General features: G+C 72.3%; 14 protein-coding genes and 1 pseudogene. 7 read left to right on the top strand and 8 right to left on the bottom strand.

Features of this window, described 5'->3' with window-relative positions; all coding sequences use genetic code 11:
• Window position 1: 1 nt before the first annotated feature.
• From ACWDEW_RS17925 to ACWDEW_RS17915, 3 genes are all read right to left on the bottom strand, one after another.
• The gene (locus tag ACWDEW_RS17925; RefSeq protein ID WP_450513926.1) at window positions 2-931 is read right to left on the bottom strand and encodes an anti-sigma factor RsbA family regulatory protein; all 930 of its coding nucleotides are present in this window, start codon (window positions 929-931) and stop codon (window positions 2-4) included.
• An 80-nt stretch (window positions 932-1,011) separates the two neighbouring features.
• Complete coding sequence (locus ACWDEW_RS17920) at window positions 1,012-2,169, bottom strand: ArgE/DapE family deacylase (RefSeq protein WP_450513924.1); 1,158 nt, start codon at window positions 2,167-2,169, stop codon at window positions 1,012-1,014.
• Complete coding sequence (locus ACWDEW_RS17915; protein ID WP_450513922.1) at window positions 2,166-3,284, bottom strand: pyridoxal-phosphate dependent enzyme; 1,119 nt, start codon at window positions 3,282-3,284, stop codon at window positions 2,166-2,168. The genes ACWDEW_RS17920 and ACWDEW_RS17915 overlap by 4 nt, the downstream gene beginning before the upstream one ends.
• Before the next feature lie 110 nt (window positions 3,285-3,394).
• Between ACWDEW_RS17915 and ACWDEW_RS17910 the strand changes: the two genes are divergently transcribed.
• A complete protein-coding gene (locus ACWDEW_RS17910; protein WP_450513920.1) occupies window positions 3,395-4,294 on the top strand; it encodes a LysR substrate-binding domain-containing protein in 900 nt (299 codons plus the stop codon).
• A 13-nt stretch (window positions 4,295-4,307) separates the two neighbouring features.
• Here ACWDEW_RS17910 and ACWDEW_RS17905 read toward each other — a convergent pair whose 3' ends face one another.
• The 5 genes and pseudogenes from ACWDEW_RS17905 to ppk2 form a co-directional block, all read right to left on the bottom strand.
• The gene (locus tag ACWDEW_RS17905) at window positions 4,308-4,763 is read right to left on the bottom strand and encodes an RpiB/LacA/LacB family sugar-phosphate isomerase (protein ID WP_450513919.1); all 456 of its coding nucleotides are present in this window, start codon (window positions 4,761-4,763) and stop codon (window positions 4,308-4,310) included.
• Between the two features lie 121 nt (window positions 4,764-4,884).
• Window positions 4,885-5,652, bottom strand: a complete 768-nt coding sequence (locus tag ACWDEW_RS17900; protein WP_450514103.1) for an RICIN domain-containing protein — start codon at window positions 5,650-5,652, stop codon at window positions 4,885-4,887.
• A pseudogene (locus ACWDEW_RS17895) lies at window positions 5,621-5,801 on the bottom strand (hypothetical protein); the annotation flags it as partial. The gene ACWDEW_RS17900 and the pseudogene ACWDEW_RS17895, both read right to left, overlap by 32 nt.
• Window positions 5,802-5,870: 69 nt before the next feature.
• Window positions 5,871-7,616: a SulP family inorganic anion transporter gene (locus ACWDEW_RS17890; protein WP_450513917.1), complete on the bottom strand. Its 1,746-nt coding sequence runs from the start codon at window positions 7,614-7,616 to the stop codon at window positions 5,871-5,873.
• A 22-nt stretch (window positions 7,617-7,638) separates the two neighbouring features.
• On the bottom strand, window positions 7,639-8,442 hold the full coding sequence (gene ppk2, locus ACWDEW_RS17885) for a polyphosphate kinase 2 (RefSeq protein ID WP_450513915.1): 804 nt from the start codon (window positions 8,440-8,442) through the stop codon (window positions 7,639-7,641).
• 156 nt (window positions 8,443-8,598) lie between these two features.
• Here ppk2 and ACWDEW_RS17880 point away from each other — a divergent pair, with 156 nt between their 5' ends.
• From ACWDEW_RS17880 to ACWDEW_RS17855, 6 genes are all read left to right on the top strand, one after another.
• On the top strand, window positions 8,599-8,964 hold the full coding sequence (locus ACWDEW_RS17880; protein WP_450514102.1) for a ferredoxin: 366 nt from the start codon (window positions 8,599-8,601) through the stop codon (window positions 8,962-8,964).
• A gap of 101 nt (window positions 8,965-9,065) precedes the next feature.
• Window positions 9,066-10,244, top strand: coding sequence for an acyl-CoA dehydrogenase family protein (locus ACWDEW_RS17875; protein ID WP_450513912.1), 1,179 nt, complete (start codon window positions 9,066-9,068; stop codon window positions 10,242-10,244).
• A 9-nt stretch (window positions 10,245-10,253) separates the two neighbouring features.
• Window positions 10,254-11,192, top strand: coding sequence for an oxygenase MpaB family protein (locus ACWDEW_RS17870; protein ID WP_450513910.1), 939 nt, complete (start codon window positions 10,254-10,256; stop codon window positions 11,190-11,192).
• Window positions 11,174-13,411 carry a tetratricopeptide repeat protein gene (locus tag ACWDEW_RS17865; RefSeq protein ID WP_450513908.1) on the top strand — a complete coding sequence of 746 codons (2,238 nt, stop codon included), beginning with the start codon at window positions 11,174-11,176 and terminating at the stop codon, window positions 13,409-13,411. Before ACWDEW_RS17870 ends, ACWDEW_RS17865 begins: the two co-directional genes overlap by 19 nt.
• A gap of 55 nt (window positions 13,412-13,466) precedes the next feature.
• Window positions 13,467-15,041 (top strand): phytoene desaturase family protein, encoded by a 1,575-nt coding sequence (locus ACWDEW_RS17860; protein WP_450513907.1) that lies wholly within the window; start codon window positions 13,467-13,469, stop codon window positions 15,039-15,041.
• 63 nt (window positions 15,042-15,104) lie between these two features.
• The gene (locus tag ACWDEW_RS17855; protein ID WP_450513905.1) at window positions 15,105-15,488 is read left to right on the top strand and encodes a hypothetical protein; all 384 of its coding nucleotides are present in this window, start codon (window positions 15,105-15,107) and stop codon (window positions 15,486-15,488) included.
• The last annotated feature ends 6 nt before the right edge of the window (window positions 15,489-15,494 follow it).

Genomic DNA, 15,494 nt, shown 5'->3' with positions numbered 1-15,494 from the left:
GTCAACGGGAGAGATAGAAACGGATCGTCGTGCCCTCCGGGGCCGTGTGCACGCGGACGAGGTCGGCGACGGAGTGGACCAGGAGGAGTCCGCGCCCGCCGGGCAGGTCGCGTGACGGCGGGCGGCGGCCGGCCAGTGGGTCGGTCAGCCGGCCGCGGTCCTCGACCTCGCAGACGATCTGCTCGCCCTCGGCCCAGATCCGCAGCGTCCCCGAACCGCCCCCGTGCACCACGCTGTTGGTGGTCAGCTCCGCGACGGCCAGCGCCAGATCCTGTGACCGCGTGCCCGCCAGGCCCAGCCGCCCGGCCTCCTGCACCGCGAAACCGCGGCACTTGGGGAGCTCGCCCGCGCCGAACGCGAGGGAGGCCGCACCCGGCGGATGGACGAGAGGCTCGTTGTAGCGGGCGATCATCCGCTCGGGATCGTAGGTGTCGACGGGGAGTCGACCCTGTCCGTCGATGACGAGCGGGTGGGTGGCGCGGGCGTCGGCGAGAACCTGCGGTGCCAGACGATCCGCGTCGTAGGGGCACAGGATCGTCACCTCGCGGCCTGCGAAGGCGGAGTTGATCAGCGCCTCGTGCTGGACGCACGCCGGGTACTCCACAGCCGTGCGACCGGGCCAGACCGGTTCCCCTACGATCCGCACCCGGCCGCCGGCGTGGGCGTCGGCGAAGGCCCGCAGCACGCCCGGGATGATCCGCCCCGGATTGCGGCCGACCTCGGTCATGTCGAGGAACCGCACCCCGGCGGCGCCCGGCCCGAGTCCGGCCCTGATCAGGTCGAGGTGGGGGCCCGGAACGGCGACCGCGACGGGCTCCCCGGCCGCCAGACCGTCCCGGACGAACGGCACCGTGCCCGCCGCGTACTGCTCCTCGCCCCGGTAGAACAGCGCGGGATGCACGAACGGTCGACCGTCGGTGGCCGTACTCATCCCACCACCTCGATCCTCGTCCGTCCGGGCCGGAACATGTCCACGACCCGCGGCAGTCTACGGCGCCAGCCGCGCGGGCGTCAGGAACAGAAGTCCGTGACCGTGTCGGCGAGGATGTCCGTCAGCCTGTGCAGGGAGGCGATGTCGGCCCATTCGACGGCCTCGTGGGCCCCCGCGCCGTCGGTCCCGAAGAGCAGACAGGGGATCCCGGCCCGGTCCAGGAGGGCGCAGTCGGTCCAGTAAGGCTCGGCGAGGACGGCGGGCGTGTGTCCGAGGACGGACCGCGCGTGGCGGAGCAGTGTACGGACGACGGGCTGGTCCGGGTCCCCCTCGAACGGCTCGCGGTGCAGGCCGCGGAGCAGCTCGTAGCTGAAGTCCGGGACGGTGGCGGCGAGTTGGTCGAGGATGGCGGTCAGCTCCGCCCGGACGGTGTCGGCGTCCTCGCCCGGCACCGTGCGCCGTTCCAGGGTGATCCGGCACTGCGCGGGGTACGTCGAGGGCTCCTCGCCGCCGTGGACGACGGAGGCGTGCACGGTTCCGGAGCCGAGCCGCGGATGGCCCTCGGCGGCGGCGAGGCGTCGGCCCAACTCCTCGACGGCCACGAGGAAATGACCGGCCTTGGCGATCGCGTCGATGCCCAGGCCGGGCTGCGACCCGTGGGCGGCCCGCCCGTGCACGATCACGTCGAACCAGACGAACCCCTTGTGGGCGAGGACCACTTGGAGCCGGCTCGGCTCGGTGACGATCGCCGCGTCCGCGGTGAACGACTCAAGTACCTCCTCGGTACCGGCACTCGCGTTCTCCTCGTCGGCGACAAGGGCGAGCAGCACATCACCGCGCAACGGCCCCCGCGCGGTGGCCCGGACGGCGGCGACCATCATGGCCGCGACACCGCCCTTCATGTCGCAGGCCCCGCGCCCGTAGAGCCTCCCGTCCTCTGTCCTGGGGATGAGCGGCTCGCCCTCGTAGCCGCCCAGGCCCACGGTGTCGAGATGGCCGTTGAGCATCAGCGAACGGCCACCACCGGTGCCCCGGGCGATCGCGACGAGGGACGGACGACCCGGATTCCGTTCCAGCCGGTGGATCTCGAACCCGCGCGCGCCGAGCCAGTCCGCGCACAGATCGGCGATCGCTCCTTCCCCCGCGCCCGAGGCCGCGAGACCCGGGTTGACCGAGTCGACCGCGACCAGCCGCCCCAACAGGTGTACGGGGTCGAGCTCTTCGGACTTCTGCGTCATCGCTGCTCCTCCTGGACGTGGGGGTTGGCGGCCGTGCCCTCGGTGCTCAGCAGGACCACGGTCGAGTCGGAACCGACGGCCAGGGCTCTACGGCGCCCGGCGGCGCCCGCCCCGGTCAGCGCGGCACGGGCACCCGCGAGCGAGGCCGCGCCGCAGGGGCCCGCGAAGACACCGGCGGCGGCGAGATCGCGGACGGCGCCCGCGCTGTCGGCGTCGGTGACCGCGACGGCCGCGTCCAGACCGTCGCGCAGCAGCGGCCACGCCAGGCTGGAGACGGTGCCGCAGTTCAGTCCGGCCATGGTGGTGGTGCCGGTCGGCACACCGGCCGGCTCCCCGCGGCCGAGGCTCGCCAGCACACAGGCCGCGGTGACGGGCTCCACCGAGAGCAACGCGGTCGCGGCGGCCCCGTCCCGCCGACTGCGGTAGTGCGTGACGGCGGCCTGCGCGAGCGAGCCCACGCCCGCCGGGACGACCACCAGGTCCGGCGCCCCGGCACCCAGCTGCTCGTCGATCTCGGCGAACAGGGTGGAGTAGCCCTCCACGATCCAGCCGGGGATCCGTTCGTAGCCGGGCCAGCCGGTGTCCTGCACGAGCACGGAGTCCGGCCCGCCCGCCGCCTCGGCCGCCCGGCGCACGGCCTCGTCGTAGGAGCCGGGCACCAGGACCACGTCCGCGCCCTCGTCCTCGATGGCGGTCACGGCCGCCGGGTGGACGCCTCGCGGCACGAAGACCTGGGCTTGCTGCCCGAACAGCCGTGCCATCCGGGCCACGGCCCGGCCGTGGTTGCCGTCGGTGGCGGTGACCAGGCGCACCGGGCGGCCGTCCGTACGCCGGGCCAACACCCGGTGGATCGCCCAGGACGCGCCCAGCGCCTTGAACGCGGGCAGCCCCAGGCGTGCGGACTCGTCCTTGACGAACACCCGATCGACCCCCAACTCGGCAGACATAGAGGGGAGTTCGGTCAGGGCGGTGGGCGCGTAGCCGGGCAGCCCGGCGTGGAAGTCCCGCACCTCGGCCGGAGGCGGCGCACACGTCCAGGTTCGGGCGCCGGACCTGACGTACCAGGGCAGGCGGCGCGGGGCGGGGCTGTCGGAGAGGAGAGGGGTCTTGGACACCTGATCAGCGTGTGATCAATTGTATGATTAGTCCAGCGCATGTTTTCGAACGGTATTCGTCAGAAAAACTGACCGGCAGTCGACCGAGGGCAGACCGATGGAGGCCGGTGATGTTCGACCTGCACCGACTGCGTCTCCTGCGCGAGCTGAAGCACCGCGGCACGCTGGCCGCCGTCGCCGCCGCGCTGTCGTACAGCCCCTCCGCGATCTCCCAGCAGCTCTCGCAGCTCGAATCCGAGGTCGGCGTCCCGCTGCTGGTGCCCGTGGGGCGCAGGGTGCGGCTCACTCCGCAGGCGGAGATCCTCGTCGCGCACACCGAGGCCGTGCTCAAGCGGCTGGAGGAGGCCGAGGCGGACATCGCCACCTCCCTCACCGACCTCACCGGCACGCTGCGCATCGCCTCCTTCCAGACCGCGGCGCTCGCCCTGGTGCCGACCGCGCTGACGCTGCTGCGCGGCGCCCACCCCCGGCTGCGCGTCGAGGTCGCCCAGGCCGAGCCGAGCGAGGCGCTGCCCGCGCTCCTCGCCCGCGACTTCGACCTCGTCATCACCGAGGAGTACCCGGGCAACCCGCACCCCCGGCCCGCCGAACTCGAACACGAACCCCTCTGCGAGGACCCACTCCGGCTGGCCACCCCGAGACCCGTCGACCAGGACACCGGACCGATGGACGCGCTCCGGGCGCTGGCCGACCACCCCTGGGTGATGGAACACGTGGGCTCACCCGCCCGGCACTGGGCCACCGCACTGTGCCGCACCGCGGGCTTCGAACCGGATGTGCGCTTCGAGTCCGCCGACCTGGTGCTGCACCTGAGGCTGGCCGAACTGGGCCATGCCGCCGCCCTGTTGCCGGACCTCGCCTGGCACGGCCGCCCGCCCGCCGTCGCGCTGCGACAGCTCCCCGAGGGCCAACGCACCCGCTCCCTGTTCACCGCCGTACGCAGCGGACGCGGCCCCCACCCCGCCATCCGCGCCTGCCGTCAGGCACTCCGGCGGGCGATCGCGTCCTAGTACGAGAACTCGCCTACGGAGCAGTCCTGTTCAGGTCGAGCCGGCCGACTCGGGCCACGTTCTCCCGGTCGTCGGCGTCCGTGCTCGGCTCCGCCGCGAACCAGGCGTCGAGGATCTCCCTGAGCAGCGGCTCGGACGTCAGGCGCAGACCGAGGGCCAGCACATTGGCGTCGTTCCAGCGGCGCGCGCCGTCCGCCGTGTAGCCGTCCGTGCACAGCGCCGCCCGTACGCCCGCCACCTTGTTCGCGGCGATCGACGCACCCGTGCCGGTCCAGCAGCACACGACCGCCTGGTCCGCGGTCCCGGCCGCGACCTCGCGGGCCGCCGCCTCCGAGCAGACCGCCCACTGCGGGTCGTCCCCGGGCCGCAGCGCCCCGTGCGTCAGCACCTCGTGACCGCGCTCGCGCAACTCCGCGACGAGGGCGCGCGCCACAGGTTCGTCCATGTCGGAGGAAACAGAGATCCGCATGTCCCGGAGGCTACTCAGCGGACGGGCTCCGTGCCATCTCCGCACGGGCGGGAGCGGCCCCCCGCCGGGTCGCGCCCAGGAACAGACCCATGGCCTACGACCCGGCGGGGGCCGGTGACGACTACGACCGGCGCCAGTTCTGGTTGGCGCCGCCCGTGCAGGTCCAGATCTCCAGTGCGGTGCTGTTGGCCGTGCCGTGGCCGACCGCGTCCAGACACCTGCCGGAGCCGACGTTGACGACGCTGCCGTCGGAGCGCACCCGCCACTGCTGGTGGGCGCCGCCGTTGCAGTCCCAGATCTCCACCGGGCTGCCGTCGGCGGTGGCACCGCCGGTGACCTCAAGGCACTTGGAGCCGTAGACGGTCAGCTGGTTGGTGGCCGTGGAGGTCCAGGTCTGATGGGTGCCGCCGTTGCAGTCCCACAGCGCGGGCTCGGTGCCGTTGGCCTGGTTGGCACCGGGGACGTCCACACCGCGGCCGGACTCCTGGCCCTTGAGAGGTGCCGCGACCGCGCCGCGCAGCCAGCTCCGGTTGGTGCCGCCGGTGCAGGTCCACAGCTCAAGCAGGGTGCCCGGGGTGGTGCCCCCGGCCGTGGCGTCCAGGCACTTGCCCGAGGCGGGGTTGACCACCGAACCGTCGCTGTTCACGGTCCACTTCTCGGCGGCGGTGCCGTCGCAGTCGTAGATCTGCACCGGGGTGCCGTCGGTGGTGGCGCCGCCCTTGGCGTCCAGGCACTTCGTGCCGTCGTAGACGGCGAGTTGGCCGGCCGGGGTCAGGGTCCAGGCCTGGTTCGCGGCGCCGTTGCAGTCCCAGAGCGCGAGTTGGGTGCCGTTGGTCCGGCTCGCCCCGGGGCGGCGCCGTCGAGCGCGGACCGCAGTTGGATGTACCAGCCGGCGTCGTGTCCCCGTTCGTTCCAGCCGCCGAGGTAACTGATCGTCAGACCGTGCTGCTTGGCGCAACCCAGCCAGGAGATCAGGTAGTTGATGGTGTCGGTGGACCAGAACCCGCCGCTGATCCAGCCCGGGGCGGCCCACGCCAGGTCAAGGGTCTATACCTGTTGAAGTACGGATCAGTGACTCGGGCAGCCCTCATCCGGCCAACTCGCCTGCTAGGTTGCAGAATCCGCCGTTCCCTGACCGGCGGTCCCGTCGCTCCACGCCCCGTACGCGGCCACCGCTGTCGGCAGGGTGGGGAAGATGTGGCCCTCGCCGACCGAGTCCACCAGCCCGTACGCCTCCAGGTCGTCGCGGAGGTCCTGCTTCACCCGGGCCAGGGCGAACACGATTCCGCGGTGGACGAGTTCGCGGCGGAGTTCGTCGACCGCGTCCAGGGCGGTGATGTCCACCTCCACATTGGCCTCGGTGTTGAGGACGAACCACCTTACGGGGATCGCCTGTTGGTCGACGGCGGCCAGCGCGCGGCGGCGGAAGTCCTCCGCGTTGGCGAAGAAGAGCGGTGAGTCGTAGCGGTAGACCAGCAGGCCGGGGACGGTGCGGGCCTGCGGGAAGTCGTCCACGTCGTGCATGCCGGCCATGCCGGGGACCAGGCCCTCGACCGCGTCGTGCGGGCGGGCCACCCGGGTGAGGAGCTCGGCCACCGACAGGCCGACGGCGACGATCACGCCGTAGAGGATGTCCAGGGCGAGGACTCCGGCCAGGCAGCCGAGGGCGAGGAGGAGTTCGCGGCGGCGGAACGTGGCGAGGCGGTGGAAGCCGGAGAGGTCGATCATGCGGACGGCCGCGTAGACGACGAGGGCGCCGAGCACCGCCGAGGGGGTGCGGGACAGGAGGGGGCTCAGGAACAGCAGGACCGCCAGGACGACCGCCCCGGCGACCAGTGAGTACGCCTGGCTGCGGGCGCCCGCCGAGGAGGCCAGCGCGGTGCGGCTGGCGCTGCTGCTCACCGGGAAGCCGTGCAGCACACCGGCGCCGAGGTTGGCCGCGCCCAGTGCCAGGAACTCCTGGTCGGCGTCGAGACCGGGGCCCTCGTCCTCGTCGCCGCCGCTGAAGGCGCGGGCGGTGAGGATGAAGTCGGTGTAGGCGACGAGCAGGACACCGAGTGCGGGCAGCACCAGGTGGGGCAGTTCGGTGAGGTCCGGCAGGCCGACTGTGGGAAGCCCCGCCGGGACATGGCCGATCACCTTGATGCCGTACCGGTCGTCGAGGTCGAACACCACCACGGCCGCCGTGCCAAGCACCACGGCCAGCAGGGGACCGGGCACCGCCTTGGACATGCGCGCCACCGCGAACAGGAACGCGAGCACGACGGCGGCGAACAGCAGCGTGGGTGCGTGGAGATGGTCCAGGTGCCGTACGAAGGACCAGAGTTGGGGGAAGAAGGCCGAACCGGTCGTCGGCACTCCGGTGAGCTTGGGCAGCTGGTCCACGATCATGATCAGGGCGACGCCCGCCAGATAGCCGATCAGGACGGGGCGGGAGAGGAGATCGGCGACGAAGCCCAGCCGTACGGCCCACGCGGCCACGCACAGCAGGCCGACCGTGGCCGCGAGGGCGGCGGCGAGTGTGGCGTACCGGCTCGGGTCGCCGGCCGCGAGGGGACCCACCACGGTCGCCGTCATGAGCGCGGTGGTCGACTCGGGGCCCACCGACAGCAGCCGGGACGAGCCCAGTACGGCGTAGAGGGCGAGCGCGGGGAGGATCGCCCACAGGCCGGCCACCGGGGGCAGCCCGGCCACCCCGGCGTACGCCATCACCTGCGGGACGAGATACGCGGCGACCGTGACACCGGCCAGCAGGTCGCCGCGCAGCCAGGCGCGCCGGTATCCGGCGAGCGCGGCGATTCCGGGCGTCAGGCGCCGCCACTCCGCGCGGCGCCCGCCCGGGCTCTGGGACACGGTGTTCCTCGGCCTGTCGCGTTCAGAGGCTCGCCGCGTGATCCGGGACGTAGGTCTGCAGATCGCGCGGCGGGCGCTCGTAACCGGTGGACGGCGGACGGGGCGGGAGTTCGAGGACGGGTGGCGTCACCTCGTGGTAGGCGAGGGAGCCGAGCAGATGGGCGATCATGTTCAGCCGGGCCCGGCGCTTGTCGTCGCTCTCCACGACGTACCACGGGGCCTCGGAGATGTCGGTGTGCACCAGCATCTCGTCCTTGGCCCGCGAGTAGCCCTCCCAGTGGGTGATGGACTCCAGGTCCATCGGCGACAGCTTCCAGCGCCGCAGCGGATCCTCCAGCCGGCGCCGGAACCGGTCCTGCTGCACGGCGTCGCTCACCGAGAACCAGTACTTGCGCAGCAGGATCCCGTCCTCCACGAGCATCCGCTCGAAGATGGGGCACTGGCGCAGGAACAGCTGGTACTCCTCCTTGGTGCAGAAGCCCATCACCCGCTCGACGCCGGCCCTGTTGTACCAGGAGCGGTCGAACAGCACGATCTCCCCGGCGGCCGGCAGATGCTCGACGTACCGCTGGAAGTACCACTGGGTGCGCTGCCGGTCGGTCGGCTTCGGCAGTGCGGCGATCCGGGCGACGCGCGGGTTGAGGTGCTCCGCGACCCGCTTGATGGTGCCGCCCTTGCCCGCCGCGTCCCGGCCCTCGAAGACGATCACCAGCCGGGCGCCCTCGGCCCGCACCCACTCCTGGAGCTTCACCAACTCCGTCTGCAGACGCAGCAGTTCGGTTTCGTACGCCTCGCGCGTCAGCTTTGCCGCCTTCTTGCCGGCCATGCCGCCTCAACCCCTCGATGACGTGCGCAGTCGCTTGTGTCCAAGGTCGAACACCTGGACAGCACCGTACTGATCGCCGGGCCCCGGCGCACCCCCGGACGCCCGCCCGCCGGGTTTGCGGCGGCCGGCGGCGGCAACCCGGAGTCCGTGACTGCGATGACGACCCAACAGGAGCTCGTCCGGTTTCTGGAGGACCGCTTCGCCTGCGCGCAGGCCTGCACCGCGTGCGCGCGGGCCTGTGTCCTGCGCGTCAGCCGCACGGATCCGGACGCCACCGACCACGAGGCACTCGTACGGCAGAAGGCGCTGTGGTGCGCGGAGGTGTGCGACGCGACCTGCCGGATGCTGGCCGAACAGAACCTCCAGGACGAGTCCGCCCTGCGCCTCCAGGCCAAGTGGTGTCTGCTCGTCTGCCTGGAGTGCGCCCAGGTCTTCGACGGGCGGGCGGGCGCGGAGGCGGACGCGGAGACCTGCCGGGACTGCGCACGGGCGTGCACGGAGTTCCTGGCGACGCTGAACTGACCGCGGCGGGCGCTCTCTTCGGGGGCATCGCCATTCCCAATTTCTGGAACACGTTCTACGGTGTGCGCCGTCAGGACCGGCCTTGGGAGCCTGGAGGCGCCGTGCATCTCGAATACACGCCCGAGCAGCAGCGGCTGCGTACCGAACTGCGCGCCTACTTCGCCGAGTTGGTGCCCGACCACGCCTACTCCCGCTACGCCGACCCGGCCGCCCAGAAACGCTTCTACCGCGAGACGATCCGCCGGCTCGGCACGGACGGCTGGCTCGGTGTCGGCTGGCCCGAGGAGTACGGCGGGCGCGGGCTGACGCCGATGGAGCAGTTCATCTTCTTCGACGAGGCCGCGCAGGCCGGTGTACCGCTGCCGCTGATGGCGCTCAACACCGTGGGCCCGACGATCATGCAGTTCGGCACCGACGAACAGAAGGCGTACTTCCTTCCCAAGATCCTCTCCGGCGAGATCGACTTCGCGATCGGCTACAGCGAGCCCGAGGCCGGCACGGACCTCGCCGCGCTCAAGACCAGGGCCGTGCGAGACGGTGACGAGTACGTCGTCGACGGGCAGAAGATCTGGACCACCAACGGCGACACCGCCGACTGGGTCTGGCTCGCCGTCCGCACCGACCCCGAGGCCCCGCCGCACAAGGGCATCACCATGCTCCTGGTGCCGACCGCCGACCCCGGCTACACCTGCACGGTGATCAACACCCTCGCCTCGCACGACACCACCGCCAGCTACTACGAGAACATCCGCGTCCCGGTCTCCCGCCGGGTCGGCGAGGAGAACCAGGGCTGGCGCCTGATCACCAACCAGCTCAACCACGAACGCGTCACCCTCGCCGCCCACGGCACCATGGCCATCCGGGCCCTGCACGACGTCCAGCACTGGGCCATGGAGACCAAACTCGCCGACGGCCGCCGCGTCGTCGACCTCCCCTGGGTCCGCCGCCTCCTCGCCCGCACCCACGCCAGGCTCGACGCGATGAAACTCCTCAACTGGCAGATGGTGAACGCCGTCCAGGAAGGCACCCTCACCCCGCAGGACGCCTCCGCCGTCAAGGTCTACGGCTCCGAGGCCCGCCGCGACGCCTACGCCTGGCTCATGGAGATCGTCGCCGCGGCCGGTGCCCTGAAGGAGGGCTCCGCGGGCGCCGTCCTGCACGGCGAACTGGAACGCGGCTACCGCTCCGCCGTGATCTTCACCTTCGGCGGCGGCAACAACGAGATCCAGCGCGAGATCATCTCGTGGATAGGTCTGGGAATGCCGAGGGTACGGCGTTAGCCTGCGGACATGGACGCCCCTGGGACGGGCGACCCGGGACTGTTCGGTCCGGAGTCCGTGACATGGCAGGTTCACGACGATCCCATGATGTGGATCGCCGGCGTCCGCGCGCTCTACCTCCAGGCCCTGCACCCGAGAGCCGTCCGCGGGGTCATGCAGAACTCCGACTTCCGACGGGACGCCTGGAGCCGGCTGATGCGTACCGCGAACTTCGTCGCCACCCTCACGTACGGCACCACGGAGGCCGCCGAGAAGGCGGGCGCCCGGGTGCGGAAGATCCACAGCATGCTCGGGGCGACCGACCCGGACACGGGGGAGCGGTACGCAGTCGACGAACCCGAGCTGCTGCTGTGGGTGCACTGCGCCGAGATCGACTCCTATCTGCACGTGCTGCGCCGCTCCGGCTTCCGCCTCACCGACGCCCAGGCCGACCGCTACCTCGCCGAACACCGGGAGAGCGCCCGCCTGGTGGGCCTCGACCCCGCCTCCGTGCCGGGTGACCGGGCCGAACTGGCCGCCTACTTCGACCGGATCAGGCCCGCCCTCGCCGCCGGACCCGAGGCACGCGAAGTGGACGACTTCCTGCTCCGTCCACCGACGCACCCCCTCCTCGTCCCGGCGCGCGAGCTGCTCTGGCGGCGCGTCGCACACCTGGCGTACGCCTCTCTGCCGCCGTACGCCCACCGCCTGTACGGCAGACCGGCCCCCGCCCCAGCCACCGTCACCCGGCAACTTCGCGTCGTAGGCACCCTGTTGCGCTGCGTTCCGGCACATGTGCGCCGGCAACTCCCGCCCAAGCACGTCATCCGCGCCATGTCACGGCTCGGCCCCGGCTCCCGGCCAGCCCCGTACAAAGTCGGACGATCGCTCGCCATACTGGACGAGCCAGGGGAGGGCAGGACGAACACCGACGGGGGCGATCGCGGGAAATGGGGGACAGCAGGCTGATCCAGGGCCGCTACCGGCTGCTCGACCTGATCGGGCGCGGCGGCATGGGCGAGGTGTGGCGGGCACGGGACGAGTCGTTGGGGCGCCATGTCGCCGTGAAGTGCCTCAAGCCGCTGAACCCGCACCACGACCAGTCGTTCACCCGCGTCCTGCGCGAGCGGTTCCGGCGCGAGGCCCGGGTCGCCGCCGCGCTCCAGCACCGCGGGGTGACCGTCGTCCACGACTTCGGCGAGTCCGACGGCGTCCTCTTCCTGGTGATGGAACTCCTCGACGGCCGCAACCTCTGCCAGCTCCTGGAGGACAACCAGCAGCAGCCGCTGCCCGTAGCTGACGTCGTCGACATCGCCGAGCAGGTCGCCTCCGCCCTCGCCTACTGCCACCAACAAGGCATTGTGCACCGGGACCTGAAGCCCGCGAACATCATGCGGCTGACCGACGGCACGGTGAAGATCTGCGACTTCGGCATCGCCCGCCTGGGCGCCGACATCGGCTTCACCTCCCGGCTGACCGGCACCGGTATCGCGATGGGCACCCCGCACTACATGTCGCCGGAACAGATCGGCGGCTCCGAGGTCGACCAGCGCAGCGACCTCTACTCCTTCGGCTGCGTCCTGTACGAACTCTCCACCGGCGCACCGCCGTTCGACCTCGGCGACGCCTGGGCCATCCTCATCGGCCACCGCGACACCCCGCCCCGGCCACCGCGTACGCAGCGCGCCGAACTGCCCGAGTACCTGGAGAAGGTCATCCTCGACCTGCTGGCCAAACTCCCCGAACAACGCCCGCACGACGCACGCGAGTTGGGCCGCCGTATCACCATGGGCCGTACGACACCCCTCTACGTGCCGACAGTTGTCACCCCGCGCCCCCAACTGCCCCCGCCCGAGCCGGTGTCCCGCGAGCCGCGGCTGCCGTCCTGGACGCGCGGGATGACCACCGGGCACAAGGCGACCGGCGTCGGACTGCGCACCACCCCGCCGGACGCCGGGGCCGGCCTCACCGGCGAGTGGATCGCGCGCCCGGCCACCGGCCACGCCGAGGCGCCCGCACCCGAGTCACCGTCCGCGCCGCCCCAGGAGGCCCTCAAGGCCCTGACTGGGCGGCACAACGCGGGGCTGAGCCTGGGCCGCCTCGGCCGCTGGGCGGAGGCCGGCGAGGTGCACCGCGCGGTCGCCGCCGAACGCGGCCACCTCCTGGGCCCCGACCACCCCGACACCCTCGCCAGCCGCTACGAACTCGGCTTCACCCTCAGCCGCACCGGCCACGCCGCCGAAGCCCTGCGCGAGTACACCCACGTCGCCCGCGCGAGGGAACGGGCGCTGGGCGCCGACCATGCCGACACACTCGCCGCCCGGCAGGAAATGGCGTACGTCCTGGGCCAGTTGGGCCGCCACTTCGACGCGCACCAGGTGTACACGTCCGTACTCGCCGCCCGGGAAAGGGCGATGGGCCCCGATCACCCGGACACCCTGCGCTGCCGCCACAACCTCGCCTTCAACCTCAGCCGCCTCGGCCGCCTTGAGGACTCGTACCGCATGGCCTGCGAGGTCGCCGCCGCCCGCGCCCGGGTGCTGGGCCCCGGCCACCCGGACACCCTCGTCACCCGCTACGAAGTCGCCTACGCGCTGGGCCAGTTGGGCCGCTGGCAGGAGGCACTCCAGACCTACGGCGAGGTCGCCGAGGCCCGCGCGCAAGCCCTCGGTCCTGACCACGCCGACACCCTCGCCGCCCGCTACGAGATCGGCATCAGCCTCGGCCGCCTGGGCCGCAGCGCCGACGCCCTCAAGCTCTACCGCGACCTGATCGACGACCGCACCCGCGTCCACGGTCCCGCCCACCCGGAGACCCTCCGCGCCCGCCACGGCCTCGGCGTCAACCTCGGCCGCCTCGGCCGCTGGGAGGAGGCCCTCGCCGAGTCCCGCGACGTCTGCGCCATCCGCGAGCGCGTCCTCGGCGCCGACCACCCCGACACCCTGGTCAGTCGCCGCGAGGTCGCCGTCGGCCTCGGCTGGCTCGGCCGCTGGGCCGACGCCCTCACCGAGTACCGCCGCGTCGCCGCCGCCCGCGAGCGCGTCCTGGGCCCCGACCACCCCGACACCCTCGCCAGCCGCAACGACGAGGCGCACTGCCTGGAACAGCTCGGCCGCAACGCGGAGGCGGTCGAGCTGTACCGCCGGGTGGCGGTGCTGCGACAGGGGCGGGCATCCGGCGGGCGCTGACACGGTCCCGCGTCCACCTCTGGCCGACCTAGATCACCTCGTGTTACGAAGAACCATGCCTGCACACGAGGGACCCGGACACCGGACGTACGACGCCGTCATCGTCGGCGGTGGCCACAACGGCCTGGTCGCCGCCGCCTACCTGGCCCGGGCCGGGCGCTCCGTGCTCGTCCTGGAACGACTGGACGGCACCGGAGGCGCGGCCGTGTCGACGCGCCCGTTCGCCGGGGTCGACGCACGGCTGTCCCGGTACTCGTACCTGGTCAGCCTGCTGCCCAAGAAGATCGTGCGGGACCTCGGCCTCGACTTCCGCATCCGCGGGCGCACCATCTCGTCGTACACCCCCGTCGAACGCGACGGCCGCCCCACCGGCCTCCTCGTCGGCGGCGGCGAGCGCCGCACCCGCGACGCCTTCGCCCGGCTCACCGGCGGCGAGAGCGAGTACGCGGCCTGGCAGCGGCTCTACGGCATGACCGGCCGCGTGGCGCAGCGGGTCTTCCCCACGCTCACCGAACCGCTGCCCACCCGCGACGAACTGCGCCGCCGCGTGGACGACGAGGACGCCTGGCGGATGCTCTTCGAGGAGCCGATCGGCGTCGCCATCGAGGAGAACTTCACGGACGACCTGGTCCGGGGAGTCGTCCTCACCGACGCCCTCATCGGCACCTTCGCCGACGCCCACGACCCCTCCCTCGCCCAGAACCGCTGCTTCCTCTACCACGTCATCGGCGGCGGCACCGGTGCCTGGGACGTTCCGGTCGGCGGCATGGGCGCCCTCACCGACGCCCTGGCGACCGCGGCGCGCACCGCCGGTGCCGTACTCGCCACCGGCCACGAGGCCGTCCGTATCGACACGGACGGACACGCCGCCGAGATCACCTACCGCACCGCCGACGGCGAGGGCGTCGTGGCCGCCCGGCACGTCCTCGTCGGCGCCTCCCCGCAGCAACTGGCCGCCCTCACCGGCGACGCACCGCCCGCCCCCGCCGAGGGCGCCCAGCTCAAGGTGAACATGCTGCTCAAGCGGCTGCCCAGACTCCGCGACACCTCGGTCGACCCGCGCGAGGCCTTCGCCGGCACCTTCCACATCGCCGAGGGGTACGACCAACTGGCCGCCGCACACGCCCAGGCCGCGTCCGGTTCACTGCCCGCCGCACCGCCCTCCGAGATCTACTGCCACTCCCTCACCGACCCGAGCATCCTCGGCCGGGACCTCGTCGAGGACGGCTACCAGACCCTCACCCTCTTCGGCCTGCACACCCCGGCCCGGCTCTTCGCACGGGACAACGACGCCGTACGCGAGGAACTCCTCAAGTCCACCCTCGCCCAGCTGGACGCCCACCTCGCCGAACCGCTCGCGGACTGCCTCGCCACCGACGCGGACGGCCGCCCCTGCATCGAGGCGAAGACCCCGCTCGACCTGGAACGCGACCTCCGGCTCCCCGGCGGCAACATCTTCCACCGCGCACTGACCTGGCCCTACGCCCAGGACGACACCGGCCGCTGGGGCGTCGAGACCCGGCACGCGAACGTGCTGCTGTGCGGGGCGGGCGCGGTGCGCGGCGGGGGAGTGAGCGGGGTACCGGGGCACAACGCGGCGATGGCGGTACTTGCGGGCGACGCGGGCTGACCGCCCTGGTGCCCTGCCGGGGGAGTGGTGCTTTTCTGGGAGTGGACGAGAGGAGTGTTCGCCATGGACAGCGTGCACACAGTGCCAGGACACCCGGAATCCGTCTCGGTGGAGATCAGCGGGTGCAGCAAGGAGGACGCCCGGATCGTGTTCGACACGCTGTGCGCGTGCTTCGGATCCGACCGGTGCGCCGACGACGTACCCCGCGACCACCACGACACCCGCCCCACGGTCTGGCTCGGCACCTTCGACGTCGCCGACACCCACGAGCGCCCCACCGGCACCCCGGCCCGCCTCTCGGCCTCCGTCGACGCGGACCTCCAGGGCGGCTACTGGGCCATCGAACAGTTCCGTACGACCCTGGACTCCCTGTTCACCGTGCACGACCTCGCGGTGACGTCGGGCGATCAGGAGCGGGAACTGCACGTCCGACTGGAAAGCCGCTGACGGAAA

Source organism: Streptomyces sp. NPDC001100 (genome assembly GCF_053598575.1).
This window is presented reverse-complemented; position numbering and strand designations above follow the sequence as displayed.